The sequence below is a fragment of the Nonomuraea sp. NPDC048892 genome, from assembly GCF_040649735.1.
Taxonomy (GTDB): Bacteria; Actinomycetota; Actinomycetes; order Streptosporangiales; family Streptosporangiaceae; genus Nonomuraea; species Nonomuraea maheshkhaliensis.
Genome location: NZ_JBEZFZ010000006.1, coordinates 503975 through 527776 on the forward strand (window position 1 = coordinate 503975; position 23802 = coordinate 527776).

Consider the following 23802-nt stretch of genomic DNA (forward strand, 5'->3'; position numbering starts at 1 on the left):
CTGCGATGACCGCCTCGCTGGACTTCCTGCTGCCGCCCGGCCTGTCGGCCGCGGAACCGCCCGAGGCCAGGGGCCTGGCCAGGGACGCCGTGCGCCTGATGGTCTCGCGCGGCGCCGCCGAGCCGGGCCACCACCACTTCAGCGACCTGCCGCGGCTGCTGGATCCGGGCGACCTGATCGTGGTGAACAACTCGGCTACCCTGCCGGCCGCCGTCCGGCTGGACCGCCTGGCCGTGCACTTCTCCACCGCGAGGAACGACGGGACGTGGCTGGTGGAGCTGCGCCGGCGCACCTCGAAGGCGTCGGAGCCGTACGCGGGGGGCGAGCCGGGCGAGTGGCTGCCGCTGCCGGGGCGGGCCACGCTGCGGCTGATCGAGCGGGAGACGCCGCGGCTGTGGCGGGCCGAGCTCGACCGGGACGTGCCGGCGTACCTGCGGGTGCACGGCACGCCGATCCGCTACTCGTACGTGGAGCGGGACTGGCCGATCGAGGCGTACCAGACCGTGTTCGCGACCGTGCCGGGGAGCGCGGAGATGCCGAGCGCGGCCAGGCCGTTCACCGCCGAGCTGGTGACGGCGCTGGTGGCGCACGGGGTCGGCATCGCCCCGATCACGCTGCACACGGGGGTGGCCTCGCCTGAGAAGGACGAGCCGCCTTACGCGGAGCGGTACGAGGTGCCCGCGTCCACCGCGCGGCTGGTCAACCTGACCAGGGCGAACGGCGGGCGGGTGGTGGCTGCGGGGACGACCGTCGTGCGGGCGCTGGAGACGGCCGCGGGGGCAGACGGCCTGGTCTCGGCCGCCGCGGGCTGGACCAGGCACGTGGTGACGCCCGAAGGCGGCGTACGGGCCGTCACGGGGTTGATCACGGGTCTGCACGAGCCGCGCTCCAGTCATCTGCTCATGCTGACCGCCATCGCGGGGCGGCCGGCGCTGGCCCGCGCGTACGAGGAGGCGTTGCGTGAGGGATATCTGTGGCACGAGTTCGGCGACACGCACCTGATACTGAAGTAAACGGCTTTACATAGATTTTGCATACGTGATAGGAAAAGCCGACATTCACGGGGGCTTAGTCTGTCGCGTCCCCGCATTCCTCTCACAACGGAGACGTTGAATGCATAACTCGGTTACCAAGGTCGCCTCGCTCGGCTTACTCGCGGGCGTCCTGCTCCTCCCGGCGGTTCCGGCCGCCGCGACCACGACCGCGAGCACCACCACCGCGGTCAGCGCGTCCGTCCTGGACGACCCGTTCAACGTCTTCAAGGTGACCGTCAAGGCGCCGAAGAAGGTCAAGGCCGGGGGCAAGATCACGTACCAGGTCAAGGCGCTCAACACGGGCCCGTACGAAGCGGATGTCTGGTTCCTCGGCGGTCAGTTCCCCAAGGGCGTCGACCTGAAGCGGGTCACCTACCGCAGCAGCGTCAAGAAGACCCAGTGCTTCTCCGAAGGGCGGGCGTTCCTGTGTTTCGCGCCCAAGACCGTGAAGAAGGGCGAGTCGGTCTCCTTCTCCTTCTACACGAAGCTCACGAAGAAGGCGAAGGGCACCCAGACCGCGACACTCGGCGTCATCTCCTATGACGTCCAGACCGGCATGGAGAACCTGAGCAAGGAAGAGCTGGACCGGCTCGGAATCCCGGCTCACGGCTACCTCAAGTCGGTCAAGACCAAGATCGTCCGCTAGTTCCCGCACCCTGCGCCCGTGCCCGAATGCCCAACCTGCTTCACGAGCATCGGACCGGGCGCAGTACCGTGGCTGGATGTGGACCAGCGCACCCTCCTGATCACACTGACCGGCCCTGACCGCCCGGGCGTCACTTCGCGTCTTTTCTCGGTTCTGTCGAAGTTCCCGGTGGCCGTGGCGGACATCGAGCAGGTCGTCATCCGAGGCAGACTCACCTTGGGCGTGCTCGTGGCGTACACGGGCGGCCCCTCGACCGGCACCGGCACCACCCTCGGCGCGATGTGGACCGCCGTCGAAAGGGTGGCCGAAGACCTCGGCATGGAGGTGGAGCTCTCCACCGGATCGACGGCCAAGGAGGCGCGCCGCCGCGGCCGGCTCTCGGTCAGCGTGCTCGGCGCCACCCTCCAGCCGGCCGCCATCGCCGGCATCGCCGGCCGCATCGCCGCCGCCGGCGCCAACATCGACCGCATCGAACGCCTCGCCCAGTGGCCCGTCACCTGCATCGAGCTGTCCGTCTCCGGCGCCGACCCCGACGCGCTGCGCGTGGAGCTGGCCGCCGAGGCCGCCGCGCAGGAGGTCGACGTCGCCGTGCAGCGCACCGGCCTGTCCCGCCGGGCCAAGCGCCTCATCGTCATGGACGTCGACTCGACCCTCATCCAGGGCGAGGTCATCGAGCTGCTCGCGGCGCACGCCGGCTGCCTGGAGGAGGTCGCCCGGGTCACCGAGGAGGCCATGCGTGGCGAGCTCGACTTCGCCGAGTCCCTGCGCCGCCGGGTGGCGCTGCTCGAAGGGCTGCCGGCCGAGGTGTTCGAGCACGTGCGCAAGGAGGTCGTGCTCACCCCCGGGGCGCGCACGCTCGTCCGCACGCTCAAGCGGCTCGACTACCGCTTCGCCATCGTCAGCGGCGGCTTCACCCAGATCACCGACGGGCTGGTCGAGGAGCTCGGCATCGACTACTCGGCGGCGAACGTGCTGGAGGTCGTCGACGGCCGGCTGACCGGGCGCGTCGTCGGCGAGATCGTGGACCGGCCGGGCAAGGCGCGGGCGCTGAAGCGGTTCGCGCGCGAGGCGCGGCTGCCGATCTCGCAGACGGTGGCCATCGGCGACGGCGCCAACGACCTGGACATGATCGCGGCGGCCGGGCTCGGCATCGCGTTCAACGCCAAGCCCGTCGTACGTCAGGCGGCCGACACCGCCGTCAACACGCCCTACCTCGACTCGATCCTCTACCTGCTGGGCATCTCGCGCGACGAGGTCGAGGCGGCCGACGCCGAGGACGGCGCGCTGACCGGCTCCTAGTGCTCCTTGGGGTCCCAGTGGGAGATCAGGCGGCCCTCGCCCGGGTGCAGCTCCTCCCACGGCGACTCCACCCCGATCACCGCGTACGCGCCCGGCCGGAACGTGTAGTCGCCCGTGTAGTCGACTGGGGCCAGCGCCACGGCCAGCTCGTGCACGCCCGGGTTGTGCCCGCACAGCACCACCGTGCCGAGCTCGGGGTCGGCGCGGCGGACCAGCTCCAGCAGTTCCTCCGGGTACGCCTCGTAGATGTCGCGCTCGTAGCTGATCTCCGCGCCGGGGAAGGCCAGCTCGGCGGTGCGCCTGGTCCTGAGGGCCGGCGAGCAGAGCACCACGTCGGGGTCGAGGCCGGCCGCCCTGAGCTCGTCGCCCGCCCGTCTGGCGTCCCGCTCGCCGCGGTCGGTCAGCGGGCGCTCGCGGTCGGCCAGGCCGGGCACGTGGGCGGCCTTGGCGTGACGCAGCACGATCAGAGTACGCACGAGGTCATCCCGTCTTCGAGGCCCAGACGGCCAGCCCTACGATCACGGCCAGGACGGCGAGCATCCCCAGCAGGATGAGGCCCAGGGTCTTCGCGCCGCTGGGCGGCTTGTCATCGTTCACGCGCCCAGTTTCCCATCGAGGGGGCCTGGGGCCGCGCCCGGCTCGGTTCCGAGCAAGCTCACACGCGAAAGGCACCCGCCCCCTTCGTCATCGGGGAGCGGGTGCCTCGGTGTTTCGCCGTGCCGGTTACCTCGGGTGAACGGTCACGTCGCCACCGGCTCGTGCTCGCGGTCGTTGTTGTTGTCGCTGGCCGGCTCGCTGGTCACGGACCGCCGCTTGGAGATGACGATGGCCGCGACCACCACGCCCACCGCCACCACGGTGATGCCGATGCGCAGGGCCGGGTTGCCCGCGTACAGCACCACGGCCGGCGCCACCAGCAGCGCCACCAGGTTCATCACCTTGATCAGCGGGTTGATGGCAGGACCGGCGGTGTCCTTGAACGGGTCGCCGACCGTGTCGCCGATGATCGTGGCCTCGTGCGCGGGGGAGCCCTTGCCGCCGTGGTGCCCGTCCTCGACGAGCTTCTTGGCGTTGTCCCAGGCGCCACCGGAGTTGGCCAGGAAGACGGCCATCAGGGTGCCGCAGGCGATGGCTCCGGCCAGGAACGCGCCCAGCGGCGCGTAGCCGAGCGCGAACCCGACCGCGATCGGCGTCATGACCGCGAGCAGGCCGGGCGTGGCCAGCTCGCGCAGCGAGTCGCGGGTGCAGATGTCCACGACGCGGCCGTACTCGGGCAGCTCGGTGCCGGCCATGATGCCGGGCCGGGTGCGGAACTGGTTGCGCACTTCGAAGACGACCCGCATCGCGGCCCGTCCGACGGCCGTGATCGCCAGGCCGGCGAACAGGAACACGACCGCGGCGCCGATGATGAGCCCGACGAGCACGTTGGGGTTGTCGATGCCCAGGTTGAAGTTCTGGAAGGTGCCCAGCGCGCCCTTGATCGCCGCGTCGGCCCTGGCCAGCTCCAGCTCCACGGCGGTGCGGAAGGCGCCGAACAACGCCGTGGCCGCCAGCACCGCAGTGGCGATGGCGATGCCCTTGGTGATCGCCTTGGTGGTGTTGCCGACCGCGTCGAGGCTGGTCAGGACGCGGGCGCCCTCACCCTCGACATCGCCCGACATCTCCGCGATGCCCTGGGCGTTGTCGGAGACGGGGCCGAAGGTGTCCATCGAGACGATGACGCCGACCGTGGTCAGCAGGCCGGTGCCGGCCAGGGCCACCGCGAACAGCGCGATCGTCACGTTCCCGAAGCCGAGCAGGAACGCGCCGTAGACCGCGCCGCCGATGATCAGGGCCGAGTAGACGGCCGACTCCAGGCCGACGCTGATGCCGGCCAGGATGACGGTCGCCGGGCCGGTGGCCGAGGCCTCGCCGATCTCGCGTACGGGACGGCGGTTGGTCTCGGTGAAGTAGCCGGTGAGCAGCTGGATGGCGCTGGCCAGCACGAGGCCGATGAGCACCGCGCCGATGGCGATGATCCTCGGGTCGGCGTCGGACTGCACGCCGGCGTTGGTCAGGCCGGAGAAGCTGCTCGGCAGGTACCAGAACGCGGCCGCGGCGACCAGGACGGCCGAGATGCCGGCCGAGATGAAGAAGCTGCGGTTGATCGCGGCCATGCCGTTGCGGTCGCGGTCGCGCATCCCGGTGACGAAGATGCCGATGATCGCGGTGATGACGCCGATCATCGGGACGATCAGGGGGAAGACCAGCCCCTGCTCGCCGAAGGCCACCTTGCCCAGGATGAGGCTGGCGACCAGCATGACCGCGTACGACTCGAACAGGTCGGCCGCCATGCCGGCGCAGTCGCCGACGTTGTCGCCCACGTTGTCGGCGATCGTGGCCGCGTTGCGCGGGTCGTCCTCGGGGATGCCCTGCTCGACCTTGCCGACCAGGTCGGCGCCGACGTCGGCGGCCTTGGTGAAGATGCCGCCGCCGACTCGCATGAACATCGCGAGCAGCGCCGCACCGAAGCCGAAGCCTTCGAGCACGCCCGGCGCGTCGCCCTGGTAGACGAACACGACCACGGCCGCGCCCAGCAGTCCGAGGCCCACCGTGAACATGCCGGCCACGCCGCCGGTGCGGAAGGCGATGCGCATGGCGCGCTTCTCGCCCGAGTCGTTGGCCGCAGCAGCCACGCGCACGTTTCCGCGCACGGCCAGCCACATGCCCATGAATCCGGTCAGCGCGGAGAAGACCGCCCCGACCACGAAGAAGATGGAACGTCCGATGCGGACGTCGGTTTCTCCAGGTAGCAACAGCAACAGGAAGGGAATCACGACGACGAAGATCGCCAACGTGCGGAACTGACGCGTGAGGTAGGCGGCGGCGCCTTCTTGTACGGCACGCGCGATGTTCTGCATTCGTTCGGTGCCCTGGCCGGCGGACAGCACTTCGCGCACCAGGCCGCCGGCGACGGCTAGCGCGATCAGTGCGACCGCGGCGACCACGATCACGATGGTGAGATTGTTTGCGCTCAGGGCCAGATTGGACGCTGGCTCCGCTGCCAGCATGTGCCTGCTCATCGTTCTCCTCGGCAAGACCGGTCGTCCTGCCCGGGCGGTGCTGCAGTTTTCCTCGGCGGGTGTTGCGGCACCATCCGGGTTGTGGGTGCCGCTTCCGGTTGAATCCGCGTTCCGCCGGATCACCTTGGCCGGTGCCGGGAGTCTACGCAGGCACTCCGCGGATATGAAGGCTCTCGCGCCCGCTAATTGTGGCAGTGTCTAGTAATCCCCTGCCAGTGACCCGATTTGTGATCTGACAAGGTGAATTTCCACCGCTTTACGGTCGCAGCAAGACAGGATAACGGTCAGACCCAAACTCCGTTTTGCAGGCAGGATCACGCAGTGCCCGCCTCCGTCAACCTTGGGTGCCGAACAAGGCTGGGCCCAGCCGGTTCGGCGGCGGCCGGCTCTTCCCCACGCCGATGGGGTTGCGCCCAAAAACGGAGATCGACTTGTCACGATTAGCCCTGGCCACCTGGCTGGGGGCGCTGTGCGCCGTGGTCAGGCGCCTGCTCCTGCGGCGCCGGTCAGGCCGTGGCGCCGCCGTCGATCACGTGGTCCGCGCCCACCACGAAGCTCGACTCCGCTGACGACAGCCACAGGGCCGCCGCGGCGATCTCCTCAGGGGCGCTGACGCGGCCGATCGGCAGCGCGGTCCTCATCCGCTCGTCGCGGTCGGCGCGGGTCTCCCCCGGCCGCATCGACATGGGCGAGTCGACCGGGCCCGGGCTGATGGCGTTGATCCGGACGCCGTCGGCGATGTGGTCGCGGGCGGCGGTGCGGGTCAGGTGGCTCACCGCGGCCTTCGAGGCGGCGTACGCGCTCGCCCCAGCCAGCCGCCAGTGCGCCCCCAGGTTGGAGGCCACGTTGACGATCACGCCGCCGCCGTGCGCCCGCATGTGGGCGATCTCGTGCTTCATCGACAGGAACACGCCCTTGAGGTTGACCGCGAGCACGTCGTCCCAGATGTCCTCGTCGTAGTCGGCCAGCGGCGCCACCCTCCCGAAGACGCCGGCCGCGTTGAGCGCCACGTCGAGGCCGCCGTAACGGGAGACCGCGGCCTCGACCATGGCGGCGACCTCGGCGGAGCGGGTGACGTCCACGGCGAACGCGCTCGCCCGGCCGCCCGCCTCCTCCGCCAGCTTCACCACCTCGGCCAGCCTGGCGGCGTCGCGGCCCGCGACCAGGACGGCGGCGCCCTCCCGCGCATACGCCAGCGCGGCGGCCCGGCCCACCACCCCGCTCGCCCCGGTGACGAGCGCGACCTTGCCTGCGAAACGTGTAGTCATTTTTTCATACCAATCGTTCTCAAATATGGATGGCGGCCATGGCCTGATCGACCGCGTCACGCAGCCTGCGCGGGTCGGGGTCGGCCCGGCCGAGCACCCTGACGCCCTGCAGCAGCACGAGCAGGAACCTGGCCAGCGCGTAGGGGTCCTTGCCCGCGGCCAGCTCCCCCTGGGCACGCGCCCTGACCAGCGCGCCGGACAGCGCCGTCTCCAGCTCCGTCCAGCTCCTCGACACCCGGCGGAACATCTCCGCATCGCGCCCGCCGAACTCCACGGCGGTGTTGACCACCATGCAGCCCCGCCGCGCCTCGTCGGCCAGGCATTCGGCGACGTAGCCGTCGAGGAACGCGCGGATCGCCGGCAGCGCGGGCCCCGGCTGGGACAGCGGCCCGACCACCTCGCGCTGGCGGTCGTAACGCTCCAGCGCCTTGAGGTAGAGCTCGCGCTTGCCACCGAAGGTGGCGTAGATGCTGGCCCGCGCGATCCCGAGGCGGTCGACGAGGTCGGCCATCGAGGTCGCCTCGTAGCCGCGCTCCCAGAACAGCTCCAGGGCCTGCTGCAGGGCGACCTCGGGATCGAACTCCTTGCTTCTTCCCACGCGGGAAAGTTAGCAGAATCGAGAACGTTCGGTCAAAAATCGCCGACCAGGCCGGTGCGGGCCCAGGGCCCGACCGGCGATCCGATGCCTCATCGGGGTGTCAGGACCCAGCGCCAGGAGCCGTCCAGATTGTTGTCCTGGTTCAGGGAGAGCTGCGTCATCCTGGAGCCGTCCACGCTGACCAGCACCAGACCCGAGTTGAACTCGTTCTCGCACTCGCCCGCGCAGCCCATCGCGAGGACGTTGTCGTCGTCGGCCCAGGCGTGCAGCTGCAACACCTTCTGCCTGCCCACCACCGCGCCGGTCGCGGCATCGGTGATCTTCGTCGGCAGTCCCGGCGCGCCCAGGACCAGCTTGCCGTTCGGCGAGGTGGCCGACTGGGACGAGTGGCCGACGTACCGCTGACCCTCGGGCCAGGGCCGCTCCTGCCCGTCGAGGGTGAAGAAGACGCGGTCGGGCTGGGTGGAGGTGGGCCCGTAGATCATCGTGCCGTCCAGGCTCCAGCCGAGATCCTGGCGGGAGCTGACGTTGAAGGGTCTGCCCTCGGGGTCGCCCGGCCTGCTGTCGGCCATGGGCGGCAGCTCGTGGTAGTCGGCCGTGCCCTCCCGCACGTCCACGATGTAGTAGCCGGTGCGCGAGCTCCTGCCGTCCATCGCCGGCACCGCCTGCTCTCCCCTGCCCACGAGGTCGTCGGGATAGCTGGAGTAGGCGGTGGCCAGGATCCTGGTGCCGTCCGGCGACCAGACCACGGAGCCGACGGGGTGCTCCAGGTCGATCCAGGTGAGCATGCGGCGGGTGTTCAGGTCGAGCACGCCCAGCCGCCTGCTGAGCAGGTCGCCTTCGAGCACGGCCGCGACCTGGAGCCCGGGGGCGACGTCCGCCCAGACGTACGGGGTCCGCTCGTAGCCGCCGGTGCGCGGGTCGTACAGGTGCCAGGTGCGCCGCAGGCGCTCGTTCTTCTCGTCGACCGCCTCGCGGTTGACGACGTAGTACGCCGACACGGCCATCCTGCCCGCGGCGATCAGCTTCTTCGGCGGGACGTCGGCGGTGTCGGTCCGCACGTCCGTCGGCGCGGGCGACGGGCGGGCCGGCAGCGTGACGCCGTCGGCCGGGCGGATGACGGGTTCGGGCTCCCGCTGCCCGGTGACGAACAGGGCCACGGCCGCGATCATGACCGCCACCAGGGCCGCCACGCCGACCGGCCGCCAGGCGCGCCTCCGTAGCGCCCGGTCGGCCAGGTCGTGCGGCACCCTGGCCTCGTCGGCCCAGTCCTCGAACGTGTCGCGCAGCAGCCGGGTCACGTGGCCACCTCCAGATCCTGGGCCAGCTCGGGGGCGATCTCGCGCAGCCGGGCCAGCGACCGGTGCGCGGTGCTCCTGACCGTGCCGACGGAGCAGCCCATCACCTGGGCGATCTCCTGTTCCGGCAGGTCCTCGAAATAACGCAGCACGAGCACCGCGCGCTGGCGGGCGGTGAGCCTGGCCAGCGCGGAGCGCAGCACCAGGCGCAGCTCGCTCTGATGGTGCGGGTCGCGCGCCGCCGACTCGGGCGGGCTCGCCTGCACCACCTCGCCGCGCCGCGCGCTCGTACGCCACCAGCTGACCTGCTGCCGGTACATGATCTGCCTGACGTACGCCTCCGGTGTCTCCACCCGCCGCCATCTGGTCACCAGCTTGGCCAGCGCGCTCTGCACCAGATCCTCGGCCGCGTGCTGGTCACCGCCGGTGAGCAGGAAGCCGAGCCGGATGAGGGCGGGAGATCGGGCGGCGACGAACTCGCGGAAACGCTGCTCGTCCGCGGCGTCCACGGTCACCTCCAAGGGATTGACATCACCCTCTCAGACGCCGCAGGAGCCGCCCGCTATGCGTCCACCGCCTCAACAGGCTCTCCGCCGCCTCGCGAGCGAGCCGCGCCCGACCTCACGAGCACCCCCGCCCGCGCCTCATGAGCGGGCGCTATTTCGTGCCGGACAGCAGGTCCTCGGCCTGTTCCAGGACCAGGTCAGGGTGGACGTCGCGGACCCAGGACTCGTCGTGCGGGCAGCGCTCGGCCCTGGGCTGCACGCCGGGGGCGCCGCAGCGGGGGCAGGCCGTGGTCCACGAGATCAGCGGCCGGTGCGCGGTCCTGCTGAGCGGGCCGGCGTTGATCAGGTTGCCGCACCAGTAGACGGCGACCGTGGGGGTGCCGACGGCCGCGGCCAGGTGCCGTGGTCCCGTGTCGTTGGCGATCAGCAGGTCGCACCGTTCGTACAGGGCGGCCAGCGCGCCGATGCCGAGCGTGCCGACGACGGGGATCGCCGGGCGGCGCATCGCCGCGACCACCCCCATGACCAGGTCCTTCTCCTCCGTCGTGCCGGTGACGGCGACGGGGCGGCCGAGCGCGTCGGCCACCTCGGCGAAGCGCTCGACCGGCCAGCGCCGCCTCGGGTCCCTGGCGCCCGGGTGCACGGCCACGAGCCCGCGCGGCGGCGATCCGAGCGCGCGGGCCAGCTCGGCGCGGTCGTCGCGGGTGATCGCCACCCGCGCCTCCAGCTCGCCGCCCGCCGCCCCCACCAGCGCGGCGACCTGGAGGAAGCGCAGGGTGTCGTGGTGATAGTCCGTGTACGGCACCCAGCGGTCCAGGCTCTCCGCCCCCGGCGCCCGCATCCCCGCGGTCACCCGGGCGCCGAGCCGCCGGACGAACGGGTTGGAGAAGCGCCCGCCCCCGTGGATCTGGACCACCAGGTCGAACGCGTGCTCCCGCAGCCGCTCGCACAGCCCGTCCGGCACCGGGTGCCCGGGCTCCAGCGTGGAGACGCCGGAGATGGGCGGCAGCGCCACCACGTCGTCCACAGGTCCTGGACGCCCGGTGAGGAAGGCGGCGTGCCAGGCGGCGCCCAGCAACGTCAGGCGCGCGCCGGGATAGGCCCGTTTGAGCGCTTCCAGCGCCGGTACGGCCAGGAGGTAGTCGCCGAGCGCGTTGGCCCGCAACACCGCCAGCCGCCGCACGTCACCGACCAGCGCCGCCGGGCGGCCCCGCATGGTGAGGCACGGCGTGGTGAGCACTTCGAGCTCCTGCATGACGAACCGGCTACCCCGGCACTTCGTCCCCATAACTTAGGCAATGTCTGGTTTGAGCAGGGCTTTCCCAGGTACTCGCTCATCATGGGCACAGACGAGGTCATCGAAGCCGTGGTCGTCGGCGACGTCATGCTCGACTCGTGGCTGCACGGCTCGGCCAAGCGCCTGGCCCAGGAGGCGCCGGTGCCCGTGATGAGCCTGGAGGCGACCGAGGACGCCCCCGGCGGCGCCGCCAACACCGCGGCCAACCTGGTGGCGCTCGGGGCCCGCGTCCGGCTCGTCGGCATCGTCGGCGACGACGCCTGCGGGGAGGAGCTCGTACGGGTGCTGCGCCTGGCCGGCGTCGGGATCGACCTGCTCACCGTGCCGGGGCGGCGCACGGCCCACAAGCGCCGGCTGGTGACCAGCGGCCAGCTCACCGCGCGCTACGACGAGGAGGACCACGGCGTCCTGCCGGAATGGGCCGAGCGGGAGCTGCTGGCGCGGCTGGCCAGGTGCGTGGCCGGCGCCGACGTGGTGGTGGCGTGCGACTACGGCGGCGGGGTGTTCACGCCCGCCGTGCGCCGGGCGCTGGCCGGGGTGCCGCTGCTCGTGGTGGACGCGCACGCGGTGGCGCCCTGGCGTGAGTGCGCGCCCACCGCCGTGCTGCCCAACTACGAGGAGGTCGTACGCCTGCTAGGCGGCGTGGCCGGGGAGATCGACCGGCCGTCGTACCTGATGACCCACTCGGAGCGGGTGCTGGAGCTGACCGGCGCCGCGATCGTGGTGACCACGCTGGACGGGGAGGGGACGCTGCTGCACCGGAGCGGCCGCCCGCCGTACCGGACCTACGCCAGGCGCGCGCCCCAGCACATGGCGACCGGCGCGGGCGACACCTACACCGCCGCGTTCGCGCTCTGGCTGGCCGGCGGCGCCACGCCGGAGGAGGCCGCGGAGGCCGGTCAGGCCGCGGCCGGCGTCGTCGTCCGCCGTCCAGGCACGGCCGTCTGCACCCGGCACGAGCTGCTGCGCGCCCTGCGCCGGCACGAGGGCACGGTACACCCCGCCGAGCGCCTGGCCCGGTTGCTGGACGAGCACCGGCGCAGGGGCGAGCGGGTGGTGTTCACCAACGGCTGCTTCGACCTGCTGCACCGGGGCCACGTGACGTACCTGGAGCAGGCGGGCCGGCTCGGGGACGTGCTGGTGGTGGCGGTCAACAGCGACGCCAGCGTGACCCGGCTGAAGGGGCCGGGCCGCCCGGTGAACCCGTGCGAGGACCGGATGTCCGTGCTGGCCGCCCTGTACGACGTCGACTACGTGACCGAGTTCGACGAGGACACCCCGGAACGGCTGCTGCGGATGATCCGTCCCGAGTTGTACGTCAAGGGCGGCGACTACACGGCGGAGATGCTCGCCGAGGCGCCGCTGGTCCGCTCGCTGGGCGGCGAGGTGCACGTCCTCGGCTACCTGCCCGACCGCTCGACCACCGCCATCATCGGCCGCATGCGCTCACTGCCATGACCGTTATGACCGCTATGACCGCCAAGACCACCGTGACCGCTTTGACCGCCGCGACCGCGACGGCTACCGGCTCCCACAAACGCCCGCGTTCACTTCCAGGAAGAGACCGATCATGACCCAGACCCTGAACGCCCCTCCCGAGCTGCACGAGCACGTCATGCTGGAGCACCGGCGGCGGCCGATCACCCGCTCGGCCGCGCGCGGCGCGATCGCGGCCATGGCCATGTCGGGCCTGCGGCGGCTCACCGGCTCGCTCGGCATGTTGCCGGCGACGCCGCCGGAGTCGGTGCTCGAACGGACCGCGCCCACGGCCTTCCACCGCGTGCCCGTACGGCTGCGCCCGGCGGCGGTGGAGCTCGTGCACTGGACCTACGGGGCGGTCGGCGGGGCCGCCTTCGGCCTGCTGCCCCGGGGGCTGCGCCGCAGGCAGTGGGCGGGCCCGGTGTACGGCGTCCTGGCCTGGACGGCCTTCGAGGCGGGCCTGGTACCGGCGCTCGGCCTGCACCGCGGGCACGGCGCGGCGGCCAGGCTGGCACTGCTGGCCGACCACGTGCTGTACGGCGTCGTCGTGGCCGCCTCCCCCTGGCCCCACGAGGACCGCTGACCGGGGACCTGGGCCGCGCACCGGACCCGGGCGCGCCGCGAGAACCACTGACGGGTCACTTCAGCAGTGTCTCGGTGAGCCACGGTCGCAGGACCGGCAGTGCGTTCGTCGCCTGCATGGCGCTCATGTGGTCAAGCCCGTCGAGCACCACGACGTCCCAGCCGAGTGCCTCCAGCTCCGCCCGGTGCCGCACCAGCGGTCCGGCGAGGTCGACGACCACGCCGCCCCACCGCTCCTCGTAGGTGATCTTGTCCTCGGCGCCGGCGAAGCACAGCCGGGGGCAGGAGAGCCGGACCGCCGTGTCGTCGAAGCTCCGCAGCGCCTCGTACAGCGTGACGAACTGCTTGCTCTGGTCCACGGTCGTGCTGACCTCGACCGAGGACCAGTCGAAGGCGTCGTCGGAGCTCTTCTCCTTCGGGGCGGGCGCGGGCGTGGGCGCGAGGGCCTGCTCGTACGCCGCCATGGTGACCTTCAGCATCTCGGCGTACGGCCCCTCGTACGGCGGATATCCGCCCATCACCAGCGCGGAGAGCCGGTCGGTCCTGAGCGCGAGCTGCAGCCCGCTGAGCCCGAGCCACGAGTAGCCGTAGTACGCGAACCGCTCGGCCCCGACGGCGTCGGCCACGGCCAGCAGGTCGGCGACGACGTTGGCGGGGGTGAGCGTGTCCGGTTTGGGCGCGTTCAGCACGTGCCCGGTGTAGTCGAAGGCGACGACCTGGAAGACGTCGCTGAGCCCGTCGATCAGGGAGCGGCCGAGCGCCGGGTCGTTGCCCCATTTGCGCATCTCGTCGGCCTGCTCGCCCTCCACAGGCGTGGGATCGACCGGCAGCAGCAGGGCCGGTCCCGAGCCGTGCACCTCCGCCTCGATCGTGCTGCCGTCGTGCATCGTGACCTGAACCATGGGCCCGCCCCTAACTCGATACAGCGTAAAGAATTGTTGGGACGACAATAGCTTATGCCGTAAAGAGTCTCAACGGATTGGGGACGGGCACCCAGCGCATGGCCCCTCCGTCGGCGTCCAGCCAGCGCAGCAGCAGGTTGGCCTTGGCCGGGATGTGCGGGGCCGCGAGCAGGTCGCGCAGCTCGGCCGGATCCCCGTGGTCCTTGGCGGCGGCGGCGAACACCGCCCTGGCCCGCGCCCACAACTCACCGCGCAAACGCGGATGGCGTTCGGCGACGGCGCCGGCGATCTCGCAGAGGTTGTTGGTCAGCAGGCAGTACACCAGCCGCTCCCACGCCCGCTCCGCGCCCAGCACGGGCGCGCTGAGCTCCGGATGCCGCTCGGCCACCAGCTTGACGCCCTCGGCGTCGCGGAACAGGACCTGCGCGGGCAGGCCCAGCGCGTCCACCGCGACGAGCACGTTCTGCAGGTGGGACTCCAGGACCACCCCATGACGCAGGTACGCGTGCAGCACCGGCGGCACCACGTGCTCCAGGTAGCGTTCCCACCAGACGAAGGCCGCGTCCTCGTCCAGCCCGTCGAGCGGGTTGCCGGGGAAGCCCTCGCTGACGCCCGCCGCCAGCAGCGCGGTCAGGCCGGGGCGCACGTGTCCCCGCAGCCCGTCGCGGACGATCACGGCCAGCGCCTCACCGCCGTCCCCGCCCAGCCGTACGCTGCGCCAGCCGCGGTCGCGCAGCACGGCGGGGCGCGGGAGGTGGCCGGGCAGGTCGTCGAAGACCTCGTCCAGCAGGGCCGTCACCAGCGTGAGCCGGCTCAGGTCGTGCAGCCAGAGGCGGCGTACGTCGTTCGTGATGCGCACGTCCAGGCTGAACTTGCAGAACAGGTCGGGCTCCGGCAGGTACACCGTGCGGATCGACGCCGTCGCCACCGCCGTCGCCTCCGTGAACCCGAGATGCCGCAACCGCCCCCCGCGCAGGCCGCCGAGCAGGGCCACTTGCCACGGGTGGGCGGGCAGGAGGGCGAAGCCGTCGCCGGCCGGGTCGCCGAGCAGGTCGAGAGCGCCCGCGTCCCCTTCCTCCACCAGGTCCTCGACCGGCACCCCGAGCAGCGGCAGCGCGAAGCTCGCGGCGGCCTCCGGCGCGTACGGCAGCCACGACTCCCGGCTCCCCCCGCCCCTGGCCTTGGGCGCGGGATGGTAGCGGTGCCCGGCCACCAGGGCCTGCTCCGAGCGCAGGTAGAGGTCGGCGGGCGGCACGGCGGCCCGCCTGGCCAGCAGCAGGGCGGCCGTCACGTCGCGGCTGTGCAGGATCTCGGCGGGCAGCTCGTCGTTGCCCGCCCCGGTGGCCGCCCGCAGCTCGGCGGCCGTCAGCGCGACCAGGTCCGGCAGCTCCAGCGGGCACCAGCCGTCCGGGGTGCGCAGGGAGGGAGCAGCGGGATACCGGTCGCCGCCGACGCGCAGCACGTGGCCGGTCGCGGGCAGAACGTACTCGCCGGGCACGGCGGGTCGGGCCACTTCGCGGATCAGGCAGTTGAGCAGCGCCGTCACCGCGAGGGCCGAGGCCCGGGTCGCTGCCTCCCGCTCCGGCTCAGAGGACGGGAGGAGGCCGTCGGTGGATGCCATGGCGACCGTACTCCTACCCTTTGCCTCCTCCGTGCCCACAGGGTAGCTACCAGGCAGATTGATGGGATAGATGGGATATATGAGCCTTTCGGAGGCGGAGTTCGCGGCGCAGCTCGACCTCGTCCGTCCTGATCTGTCCGCCGCGTACGCCGATGCCCTCCCGGGCGCGCGTGCCGCCGTCCTGGGCCGGCTGTGGCGGGGGCTGCTGTACGAGCCGCTGCCCGGCCTGACCGCCCGGGGCCCGTCGATCGTGCTGCTGGCCGACGGGCGCAGGCTCACGGGGCCGGAGCGCAGGCCGTACGACGTCGGGGACGAGCCGGTGCTGCACCTGGACGGCGAGCCCCACACGCATCCGGCCGCGCTGCTGGCCGCCCTCGGCCTGCCCGGCGCCGACCGGCTGATCGCCGACCTGGACAACAGCGTCGCCTCGCTGGCCCTGTCGCGGGCCGGCGCCCCACCGCACAGCCCCAAAGGGCTGGTGGAGCACGAGCAGAGCGTGGTGGACGGCCATCCCTACCACCCCGGCTGCCGCAACCGGCCGGGCGTGTCGGTCGCCGAGCAACTGGCGTACATGCCGGAGCACCGGCCCACGGTGCTGCTCGACCTGCTGGCGCTGCCCGCCGCCCGCTGCCTCGTCTCGGGCCCGTGGCCGTCCTCCCTCATGGACGGCGACCGGCTGCTGCTGCCCGTGCACCCCTGGCAGACCCGGCACGTCCTGCCCGATCTGGGGCTGCGTCCTTACGCCACGGGGGCCGTTCCCGCGCGCCCGCTCATGTCCGTACGCACCCTCGTGCCCCTCGACGGGAGCCCGCATCTGAAGACGGCGTTCAGCACGCGCATGACCTCGGACGTCAGGGACATCTCCCCCGGCTCCGTACGTGACTGCGTGCCCCTGTCCGACCTGCTCACCCGCCTGTCGGCCCGCTGCGGCGGCACGCCGGGCATCGCCCGCTACCTGGCCGGCGCGGCCGGCCCGCTCGACACGGGCGGATCGGCAGATGGGCACAGCGCCGATCTGTCGGTCATGCTGCGCGAGCCCGTGACGGCCCAGGGCACGGTGCTGCCGGTGGCGGCGCTCACCAGGACGATGGTCGGTGACCCCGCGGCCTGGCTGGACGCGTTCGCCCGCCTGGCCGTGACGGACGCGTTCGGCCTGCTCGCGCTCGGCGTGGCGCTGGAGGCGCACGGCCAGAACCTGCTGGTCGTGCTCGGCGGGGACGGGCTGCCGTACCGGCTGATCTACCGTGACCTGGCCGACGTCAGGATCAGCCCGGCCCGCCTGACCCGCAACGGCGTCGAGACGCCGCCGGTGAGCGCCAGGCTGCTCAGCGACGACCCCGCGGTCCTGCACGCCAAGCTGCTCGGCTCGCTGGTCGGGACCACGTTCGGCAGCCTTGTGGCCCTGTTCGGCCAGGGTGACCGGGCTCTGGAGGGCCGGCTCTGGCACGTGCTGGCCGCCGCCGCCCGTGCGGCGTCGGAACGGCTGCCGGGCACCCGTGACGTACGCGCGGACCGCGCCGCCCTGTTCGGCGACCGGATCGCGGCCAAGGCCCACCTGGCCGCCCGGCTGGAGGGCGCCCCGCCCGGCGGCAACTGGACGAGCCTGCCCAACCCGCTGACCGAGCACAACGCGTAAGCGCCTGGCCCTTTTCCGTGCGCGGGAGGAGAATGAGGGCCGGCCCGGTGGTTCGCGCGGGCGTCCATCGCGTGGATGGCCGGAGGGAGGAACGCGATGATGCAGCTGTCGGTACGGCTCGTCCCGATCGATGACGCCACCCTGGTGATCGCCCTGACGGGAGAGCTGGACGTCACGACGAGGCCGGTGCTGGCCGCGTTCCTCGACCCGTTGCCCAAGTCCCCCGTCAAACACGTGCTCGTGGCGGCGGCGGACCTCTGGTTCTGCGACCTCAACGGCCTCGAACAACTGGCGACCACCCATGCCGCCCTGCGGGCCAAGGGCGGCCACCTGGCCGTGGCCGAGCCCCAGCCGCCGCTGCGCCGGCTCATCTCGCTGATGAGCGAGCAGGACCAGATGTCGTTCCCCGTCTTCGCCAGCATGACGGAGGCGCTCGCGTCCGCCGGGGTGCCGGAATACCAAACGGAATACCGGTCGGAACACGGCACGGAACACGGGGCGGATCACCGGACCGGGGTCCCGCCCGGCGGGGCGTACCGCCACCTGCCGTACATGCGCCTCCAGCCGCGCCTCCAGTCCGGCGCCCGCCGCCGCTTCAGGGCGCGGCGCGAGCCGTCGCCGACGCAGCCGCTCGCCGTCCAGGCCGGTGAAGCGCGCCTGGAGGAGGAGCCGGCCGCGAGCCCGGTGGCTCCCGTCACGTCCGCCGGTTCGCTGGCGCCGCTCGTCGAGCGCTCGCGCATGCTGCGCCAGCAGGCGTTCGACCAGAAGCAGGCGCTGGCCAGGCGGCGCGCGACCGCGGTCGAGGCCCGCTCGCTGCTGCACACCACCCTCGAACGGTGCGACGACAACCTGACGGCCATGCGCAGCAACCTCGTCCGCGCCCGCGCGGTGATCAGCCTCGGCTACGTGAGCCTCGGCTCGCTCAAGCTCCCCACGTCGTTCCGGCTGAACCGAGGATGAGGCTCTCACCAGGCCGGGCGCACCCAATCGGCGTAGGCTTCGCTCGTGACGACGCAGGAAGAGCGGAAGTTCGACGAGCTCCTCCTTCTTCTCAGGGAGACTCGCGGCTTCGACTTCTCGGGCTACAAACGCACCACCCTGATCCGGCGCATCGCCCGGCGGCTCGAAGCGCTGGGTCTGCGCGACTACGACGCGTACCGCGACCTGCTCGAACTCGAACCGGGCGAGTTCACGAAGCTCTTCGACAGCCTGCTGATCAACGTCACCGAGTTCTTCAGGGACGCGACCGCCTGGCAGCGGCTGCGTGAGCTGATCGTCCCGGCGCTGCTGGACCTGGAGCCGGGGAGCCGGCCCATCCGGGTGTGGAGCGCCGGTTGCGCGACCGGCGAGGAGACCTACACGCTCGCCATGATCCTGGCCGAGGAGCTCGGCGCGGACGAGTTCCGCCGGCGGGTCAAGATCTATGGCACCGACCTCGATGAGAAGTCCGTGCGGGCGGCCAGGGCCGGCGTCTACAGCGACCGGGCGCTCGCCGACGTGCCGGCGGACCTGCGCGAGAGGTACTTCGAGCCGGCGGACGGCGGCTCCGCCTTCCGCCACGACCTGCGCGGCCGGCTCGTCTTCGGCCGCAACGACCTCACCCGGGACGCCCCCATCTCCCGCGTCGACCTGCTGGTGGCCCGTAACACGCTGATGTACTTCAACACCGAGACGCAGCTCGACGTCGTCAGGCGTTTCCACTTCGCCCTGTCCGACCCCGGCTTCCTCTTCCTCGGCAAGGCCGAGATGCTGCTCGGGCAGCAGCACGCGTTCGAGCCGCTGGACCTCGGCCTGCGGCTGTTTCGCAAGCGCAGCCCGATCACAGGCGACGTCACCAGCGGCGTCACCGGCGGCGTCACCGGTTGCCCCGCCGACCGGGTCGCCGGTCCGCCCGCGCTCGCGTCCGTGGCGCTGGACTGCGGCCCCGTGGCCCAGATCGTCGTGGACGTCCCCGGCAACCTGGCGCTGGCCAACTCCAGGGCCGCGGCCCTGTTCGGCCTCGGCCCGCGTGACGTCGGCCGCCCGTTCCAGGATCTTGAGGTCTCCTACTGGCCCGTCGAGCTGCGTTCCGTCATCGAGCAGGCGTGCGAAGGCCGGGGTCCGGTGGAGCTGCGCGAGGTGAACTGGTACCGCGCCGGCCTGCCCGCGCCCGAGGTCTTCGACGTCTCCGTCGTCCCCCTGCTGGTGTCGGGCGACCTGGCCGGGGTGAGCATCCACTTCTACGATGTCACCCGCTACCGCCGGCTCAGGGACGAACTGAAGCAGGCCAACCGCCGGCTCGAACAGGCCTACACGGAGCTGCGCTCGCTCAACGAGGCGCTGGAGGCGACCAACGAGGAGCTCCAGTCCACCAACGAGGAACTGGAGACGACCAACGAAGAACTCCAGTCCACCAACGAGGAACTGGAGACGATGAACGAGGAGCTGCAGTCCACCAACGACGAGCTGCGGCACCTCAACGACGTCCTGACGACCCGCACGATCGAGCTGGACGAGGTCAACCGGTTCGTCTCCTCGGTGGTGCGCAGCCTGGGCGACGCGGTGGTGGTGCTGGACGAGCAGTTACGTGTGGTCGTCTGGGGCCCGGGGGCGGAGGAGCTGTGGGGGGTGCGCGCCGACGAGGCGGCCGGTCTGCCGCTGGCCGAGCTCGACGCCGGCCTGCCGCTCGACGTGCTGTGCCCCCGTCTGCGCGCCGCGCTGGCCGACCGGTCCCGGCCGCCGGTCCAGGGCGAGGGACTGCTGCTCGACGCGGTCAACCGGCGCGGGCGTCCGACGCGGCTCGACGTGCGCCTGTCACACCTGCGCACGGAGGACGACGCCGTGCACGGCCTGATCATGGTGATGAAGGAGATCCGCCCCCAGGAGCCCTGACCCCTGCCGTCTCGGTGAGCAGCCGCCTCAGCGGGCGGCCATCTCGGCGACCGGGATCCGGCGGAAGGCGATGCTCTCGTACGGGCCGAAGTTCCCGGTCTCGAAGAGCAGCCCGACCGTGTCGCCGTCCACGCGGACGAGGTCGGAGTAGGCGGCGGGCAACCCCGACACCGTGTGCGTCACCCGCCAGGTGAGACCGTGGTCGTCGCTGGCGCGCACCGTCATCACCGCCCGTGCGTCGGGAGCCGCCGGTCCCGAGAACAGCAGCACCTCGGGCCCGTCGCACCACAGCAGGCTCCCCTCCACCACCGGCCCGGTCAGCCCGGCCTGCGGGCGGAAGGGCAGCTCAAGCGTCTGGCCGCCGTCGGCCGAGTAGGCGTCGGCCCTGGTGCCGGGGGCGGTGGAGTCGGTGCGGGTGTTGAGATAGAGGCGTCCGCCGGGCAGCTCGGCGGCGGTGGTCTCGTTGACGTTGACGTACCCGTCGGGGTTGTCGTCGACGTAGCCGGTGCGCCAGGTCATGCCGCCGTCGTCGCTCAGCAGCGCGTGGCCGCCGTTGTACTTGCCCTCGGTCCCGTCGTCCTTGCCGGTGGGCGGCAGCGAGTGGTTGGCGGGGACCACCAGGCGGCCGGCGTGCGGGCCGTGACGCAGCACGAGCGCGTGGCCCGGCGTGGTCGCGTACCAGCGCCAGCCGGGCCGCTTCACCTCGGCGGTGATCTCGCGCGGCGCCGGCCAGGTGACGCCGTCGTCCGTGCTGACCTGGACGAACACCCGCCGACCCGCGTCGGCCGCCACCTGACCGCGCCTGATCTTCTCCTCGGTCGCCGTCGGGCCCTGCCGGACGTGCACCAGCACGATCCGCCCGTCGCCGCGCACCGCGGGCGCGGGGTTGCCCGCGGTGCCCCGGTTCGGCTCCGTGGCCACGACCTGCAACGGGCCCCACGTACGCCCGCCGTCCTCCGACCGCTTGAGCACGAGGTCGATGTGGCCGGAGTCGGACGCCGAGCCGCGCCGCCCCTCCGCGAACGCCAGGACCGTGCCCGCCGCCGTGACCACAGTCGCCGGGATCCGGTACGTGTGATAGCCGTCCGTCGCCTGCCGGTACGGCACCGAGGTCGGGTAGCGATCAGCCATGCGGGGCACGCTAGGGCCCTTGAGTGAACGGACCCCGACGGGAGCCGTACGCGCGGGCGAAACCGACGGACGGACGACACCGGGGCCAGGCACCACGATTGCGGCGGCTCGCCGTGAAACGATGCGAGAAGAGGACGAATACCGTGCCTGGGGAGGCAGCAGTGGCTGACGAGTTCGACGTCATCGTGATCGGCGCCGGTCCGGCCGGCGAGAACGTCGTCGACCGGGCCGTGCGCGGCGGCCTGACGGCGGCCATCGTCGAGGAGCGGCTGGCCGGCGGCGAGTGCGCCTACTGGGCGTGCGTGCCGAGCAAGGCGCTGCTGCGGCCGGTCGACCTGGCCGGGGAGGTACGGCGGGTGCCGGGGCTCTCGCTCGGGCCGATCGACGTGGCCGCGGTGCTGGCCAGGCGCGACGAGACCGTGTCGAACTTCGACGACAGCGGCCAGGTGCGCTGGATCGAGAGCGTCCCGGCCGAGTTCTTCCGGGGCAAGGGCCGCCTCGACGGGCCCAGACGCGTCCGCGTCACCGCCGAGGACGGCAGCGAGCGCGTGATCACCGCCCGCCAGGCCGTCGTCCTGGCCACCGGCAGCGTCGCCGCGATCCCGCCCACGCCGGGCCTGGCAGAGGCGCGGCCGTGGACCAGCCACGAGGTGACCGCGACCACGTCGGTCCCCGAGCGCCTGGTCGTGATCGGCGGCGGCGTGGTGGCGTGTGAGATGGCGCAGGCCATGCACGGGCTGGGCGCACGCTCGACGACCGTGCTCGTCCGGGGCGACCGCCTGCTCAGCCGCATGGAGCCGTTCGCGGGAGAGCTGCTGGCCGAGTCGTTCGCCGACGCCGGGATCGAGCTGCGCACCCACACCGACGCCGTCCGCGTCGAACGCCCCGAGCCGGGCGGGAAGGTGACCGTGCACCTGCCGGAGGGCCCACCGCTGGAGGCTGACGAGCTGCTGGTGGCCACCGGCCGCCGGCCCGCGACCGGCGACCTGGGGCTTTCGGCGGTCGGCCTGCCCGACGGCGCGATCGTCGAGGTCGACGACAGCATGCGGGCCACCGGGGTCGCCGACGGCTGGCTGTACGCCGTGGGCGACGTCAACGGGCGCGCGCTCCTCACCCACATGGGCAAGTACCAGGCCAGGATCTGCGGCGACGTGATCGCGGCGCGGGCGCGCGGCGACGAGCTGCCCGCGATGCGCGACCTCGTCGGCGGCGCCCGCTCACCGCAGGTCGTCTTCACCGACCCGCAGGTCTGCGCGGTCGGCCTCAGCGAGGAGGCGGCCCGCGCGGCGGGCATCCGGGTCCGCGCGGTCGAGTACGACCTGGGCTCGGTCACGGGGGCCTACCTGATGGGCGACGGCTACCGGGGCAAGGCCAAGGCCGTGGTGGACGAGGACAGGAGGGTGCTGGTCGGGGTCACGTTCGTCGGGCCCGCGACGGCCGACCTGCTCCACTCCGCCACGATCGCGGTGACCGCCGAGGTGCCGCTCGACCTGCTCTGGCACGCGGTCCCGACCTTCCCGACGGTGAGCGAGATCTGGCTGCGGCTGCTGGAGGCGTACGGCCTGTAGGCCGACGGTGGGGCGGCGTTTCGGCGGCGTTTCGGCGGTGCTGTGCGGCGGGGCGGCGGGTTAGGGGCTGGCCTCCGACTGGAGCATCAGCTCCGCCACCGTCTCCTCGACGCTCCCGCGCAGCTCCACGCGTGACAGCAGGTCCGTCAGCCGCAGGACGGACAGCAGGTGGTCCGAGGGCCGTACCAGGATGATCCGGCCCTCGCCCTGCTCCTCCATCCGCTGCATCGCCATCGCGAGCACGCCGATGACCGAGGAGTCGAAGAAGTCGAGGTCGGCCAGGTCGAACACGAGGACGGGGCCGACCGACCAGTTCCACACCTGGTTGATGCGGTCGCTGAACCTGACCCGGCCGGCGTGGTCGAGGACGCCGCCGGCGCGCAGGACGGTGCAATGGAGGTGCCTCGTCGTCTCGATCCGCAAACCGCCATCGCCCACATCACCACACTGCCCGCTGAGCGGTGATAACACGGGGTATTTGCCATTTTTCCCGACTGCTCACTCCAAGCTGTCGGCCAGCTTGCGCAGGAGCCCGGCCAGCGTCTCCATCTCCTCGCGGCCGAGCGGCGCGGCCAGGCGGGCCAGGTTGGCGGCGTGCTCGGTGAGCGTGTCGTCGATGACCCGCAGGCCCCGCTCGGTCAGCCTGATCAGGAAGCTGCGCCGGTCGGCCGGGTCGAGGCTGCGCTCGACCAGCCCGGCCGCCTCCAGCCGGTCGATCCGGTTGGTCATCCCGGCCCGCGACATCATCAGCACCTCCGACAGCTCGGAGGGAATCAGCGTGTACGGGGGCCCGGCCCTGCGCAGCGCGGCCAGCACGTCGAACTCGCCCTGCCGCAGCCCGTGCTTGGTGAAGACCCGGTCCACCTGGGGCGCCATCAGCCGCATGGCCTGGGCGAGCCGGCCGAAGACGTCCATGGCCGACAGATCGAGGTCGGGCCGCTCGCGCCGCCACTGCTCGATGATCGTGTCGATGGCGTCGCCCATGGCTCCGCATCCTATTCGAG

Annotated in this window: 21 protein-coding genes; 9 read left to right on the forward strand and 12 right to left on the reverse strand. The window is 72.1% G+C overall.

Annotation, left to right across the window (positions count from 1 at the left end):
• Window positions 1-5 precede the first annotated feature (5 nt).
• The 3 genes from AB0C28_RS23565 (at window position 6) to serB (ending at window position 2979) form a co-directional block, all read left to right on the forward strand.
• A complete protein-coding gene (locus AB0C28_RS23565; RefSeq protein ID WP_357846451.1) occupies window positions 6-1013 on the forward strand; it encodes an S-adenosylmethionine:tRNA ribosyltransferase-isomerase in 1008 nt (335 codons plus the stop codon).
• Between the two features lie 100 nt (window positions 1014-1113).
• Window positions 1114-1680 (forward strand): hypothetical protein, encoded by a 567-nt coding sequence (locus AB0C28_RS23570; protein ID WP_358077239.1) that lies wholly within the window; start codon window positions 1114-1116, stop codon window positions 1678-1680.
• 78 nt (window positions 1681-1758) lie between these two features.
• A complete protein-coding gene (serB, locus tag AB0C28_RS23575) occupies window positions 1759-2979 on the forward strand; it encodes a phosphoserine phosphatase SerB (protein WP_358077241.1) in 1221 nt (406 codons plus the stop codon).
• Here serB and AB0C28_RS23580 read toward each other — a convergent pair.
• The 7 genes from AB0C28_RS23580 to AB0C28_RS23610 form a co-directional block, all read right to left on the reverse strand.
• A complete protein-coding gene (locus AB0C28_RS23580) occupies window positions 2976-3455 on the reverse strand; it encodes a histidine phosphatase family protein (RefSeq protein WP_357846457.1) in 480 nt (159 codons plus the stop codon). The genes serB and AB0C28_RS23580 overlap by 4 nt on opposite strands.
• 264 nt (window positions 3456-3719) lie before the next feature.
• Window positions 3720-6041: a sodium-translocating pyrophosphatase gene (locus AB0C28_RS23585; protein WP_358077243.1), complete on the reverse strand. Its 2322-nt coding sequence runs from the start codon at window positions 6039-6041 to the stop codon at window positions 3720-3722.
• A gap of 506 nt (window positions 6042-6547) precedes the next feature.
• On the reverse strand, window positions 6548-7309 hold the full coding sequence (locus AB0C28_RS23590; protein WP_358077245.1) for an SDR family oxidoreductase: 762 nt from the start codon (window positions 7307-7309) through the stop codon (window positions 6548-6550).
• 19 nt (window positions 7310-7328) lie between these two features.
• Window positions 7329-7907 (reverse strand): TetR family transcriptional regulator, encoded by a 579-nt coding sequence (locus AB0C28_RS23595; RefSeq protein WP_357846463.1) that lies wholly within the window; start codon window positions 7905-7907, stop codon window positions 7329-7331.
• Window positions 7908-7996: 89 nt separating this feature from the next.
• Entirely contained in the window at window positions 7997-9208 is a 1212-nt protein-coding gene (locus AB0C28_RS23600; RefSeq protein WP_358077248.1) for a hypothetical protein, read from the reverse strand.
• Window positions 9205-9714, reverse strand: a complete 510-nt coding sequence (locus AB0C28_RS23605) for a SigE family RNA polymerase sigma factor (protein WP_358077252.1) — start codon at window positions 9712-9714, stop codon at window positions 9205-9207. Before AB0C28_RS23605 ends, AB0C28_RS23600 begins: the two co-directional genes overlap by 4 nt.
• 148 nt (window positions 9715-9862) lie before the next feature.
• Window positions 9863-10966, reverse strand: a complete 1104-nt coding sequence (locus AB0C28_RS23610; RefSeq protein WP_357846469.1) for a glycosyltransferase family 9 protein — start codon at window positions 10964-10966, stop codon at window positions 9863-9865.
• Between the two features lie 84 nt (window positions 10967-11050).
• Here AB0C28_RS23610 and rfaE2 point away from each other — a divergent pair, with 84 nt between their 5' ends.
• Window positions 11051-12466, forward strand: a complete 1416-nt coding sequence (gene rfaE2, locus AB0C28_RS23615; RefSeq protein WP_358077255.1) for a D-glycero-beta-D-manno-heptose 1-phosphate adenylyltransferase — start codon at window positions 11051-11053, stop codon at window positions 12464-12466.
• 112 nt (window positions 12467-12578) lie between these two features.
• Window positions 12579-13070 (forward strand): hypothetical protein, encoded by a 492-nt coding sequence (locus tag AB0C28_RS23620; protein WP_358077257.1) that lies wholly within the window; start codon window positions 12579-12581, stop codon window positions 13068-13070.
• A 55-nt stretch (window positions 13071-13125) separates the two neighbouring features.
• Here AB0C28_RS23620 and AB0C28_RS23625 read toward each other — a convergent pair whose 3' ends face one another.
• Complete coding sequence (locus AB0C28_RS23625; RefSeq protein ID WP_357846474.1) at window positions 13126-13971, reverse strand: alpha/beta hydrolase; 846 nt, start codon at window positions 13969-13971, stop codon at window positions 13126-13128.
• Window positions 13972-14023: 52 nt separating this feature from the next.
• Complete coding sequence (locus AB0C28_RS23630; RefSeq protein WP_358077260.1) at window positions 14024-15592, reverse strand: IucA/IucC family C-terminal-domain containing protein; 1569 nt, start codon at window positions 15590-15592, stop codon at window positions 14024-14026.
• 79 nt (window positions 15593-15671) lie between these two features.
• Here AB0C28_RS23630 and AB0C28_RS23635 point away from each other — a divergent pair, with 79 nt between their 5' ends.
• From AB0C28_RS23635 to AB0C28_RS23645, 3 genes are all read left to right on the forward strand, one after another.
• Entirely contained in the window at window positions 15672-17228 is a 1557-nt protein-coding gene (locus AB0C28_RS23635) for an IucA/IucC family protein (RefSeq protein ID WP_357846478.1), read from the forward strand.
• Window positions 17229-17324: 96 nt separating this feature from the next.
• A complete protein-coding gene (locus AB0C28_RS23640; RefSeq protein ID WP_358077263.1) occupies window positions 17325-18188 on the forward strand; it encodes an STAS domain-containing protein in 864 nt (287 codons plus the stop codon).
• 45 nt (window positions 18189-18233) lie between these two features.
• Entirely contained in the window at window positions 18234-20099 is a 1866-nt protein-coding gene (locus AB0C28_RS23645) for a CheR family methyltransferase (RefSeq protein WP_358077266.1), read from the forward strand.
• Window positions 20100-20126: 27 nt separating this feature from the next.
• Here AB0C28_RS23645 and AB0C28_RS23650 read toward each other — a convergent pair whose 3' ends face one another.
• Complete coding sequence (locus tag AB0C28_RS23650; RefSeq protein ID WP_358077269.1) at window positions 20127-21230, reverse strand: sialidase family protein; 1104 nt, start codon at window positions 21228-21230, stop codon at window positions 20127-20129.
• Between the two features lie 161 nt (window positions 21231-21391).
• Here AB0C28_RS23650 and AB0C28_RS23655 point away from each other — a divergent pair, with 161 nt between their 5' ends.
• Window positions 21392-22798, forward strand: coding sequence for an NAD(P)/FAD-dependent oxidoreductase (locus tag AB0C28_RS23655; protein WP_358077272.1), 1407 nt, complete (start codon window positions 21392-21394; stop codon window positions 22796-22798).
• A 60-nt stretch (window positions 22799-22858) separates the two neighbouring features.
• Here the strand turns inward: AB0C28_RS23655 and AB0C28_RS23660 are convergent, their stop codons facing one another.
• Window positions 22859-23236: an STAS domain-containing protein gene (locus AB0C28_RS23660; RefSeq protein ID WP_357846488.1), complete on the reverse strand. Its 378-nt coding sequence runs from the start codon at window positions 23234-23236 to the stop codon at window positions 22859-22861.
• Between the two features lie 60 nt (window positions 23237-23296).
• The gene (locus AB0C28_RS23665) at window positions 23297-23782 is read right to left on the reverse strand and encodes a MarR family transcriptional regulator (protein ID WP_358077275.1); all 486 of its coding nucleotides are present in this window, start codon (window positions 23780-23782) and stop codon (window positions 23297-23299) included.
• Between the last annotated feature and the right edge of the window lie 20 nt (window positions 23783-23802).

Bases quoted from the DNA above. Each gene is read 5' to 3' on its own strand.
- AB0C28_RS23565 (WP_357846451.1), top strand. From the start codon at position 6: ATGACCGCCTCGCTGGACTTCCTGCTGCCGCCCGGCCTGTCGGCCGCG.
- AB0C28_RS23570 (WP_358077239.1), top strand. From the start codon at position 1,114: ATGCATAACTCGGTTACCAAGGTCGCCTCGCTCGGCTTACTCGCGGGC.
- AB0C28_RS23585 (WP_358077243.1), bottom strand. From the start codon at position 6,041: ATGAGCAGGCACATGCTGGCAGCGGAGCCAGCGTCCAATCTGGCCCTG.
- AB0C28_RS23590 (WP_358077245.1), bottom strand. From the start codon at position 7,309: ATGACTACACGTTTCGCAGGCAAGGTCGCGCTCGTCACCGGGGCGAGC.
- AB0C28_RS23610 (WP_357846469.1), bottom strand. From the start codon at position 10,966: ATGCAGGAGCTCGAAGTGCTCACCACGCCGTGCCTCACCATGCGGGGC.
- rfaE2 (WP_358077255.1), top strand. From the start codon at position 11,051: ATGGGCACAGACGAGGTCATCGAAGCCGTGGTCGTCGGCGACGTCATG.
- AB0C28_RS23620 (WP_358077257.1), top strand. From the start codon at position 12,579: ATGACCCAGACCCTGAACGCCCCTCCCGAGCTGCACGAGCACGTCATG.
- AB0C28_RS23625 (WP_357846474.1), bottom strand. From the start codon at position 13,971: ATGGTTCAGGTCACGATGCACGACGGCAGCACGATCGAGGCGGAGGTG.
- AB0C28_RS23630 (WP_358077260.1), bottom strand. From the start codon at position 15,592: ATGGCATCCACCGACGGCCTCCTCCCGTCCTCTGAGCCGGAGCGGGAG.
- AB0C28_RS23635 (WP_357846478.1), top strand. From the start codon at position 15,672: ATGAGCCTTTCGGAGGCGGAGTTCGCGGCGCAGCTCGACCTCGTCCGT.
- AB0C28_RS23640 (WP_358077263.1), top strand. From the start codon at position 17,325: ATGATGCAGCTGTCGGTACGGCTCGTCCCGATCGATGACGCCACCCTG.
- AB0C28_RS23650 (WP_358077269.1), bottom strand. From the start codon at position 21,230: ATGGCTGATCGCTACCCGACCTCGGTGCCGTACCGGCAGGCGACGGAC.
- AB0C28_RS23665 (WP_358077275.1), bottom strand. From the start codon at position 23,782: ATGGGCGACGCCATCGACACGATCATCGAGCAGTGGCGGCGCGAGCGG.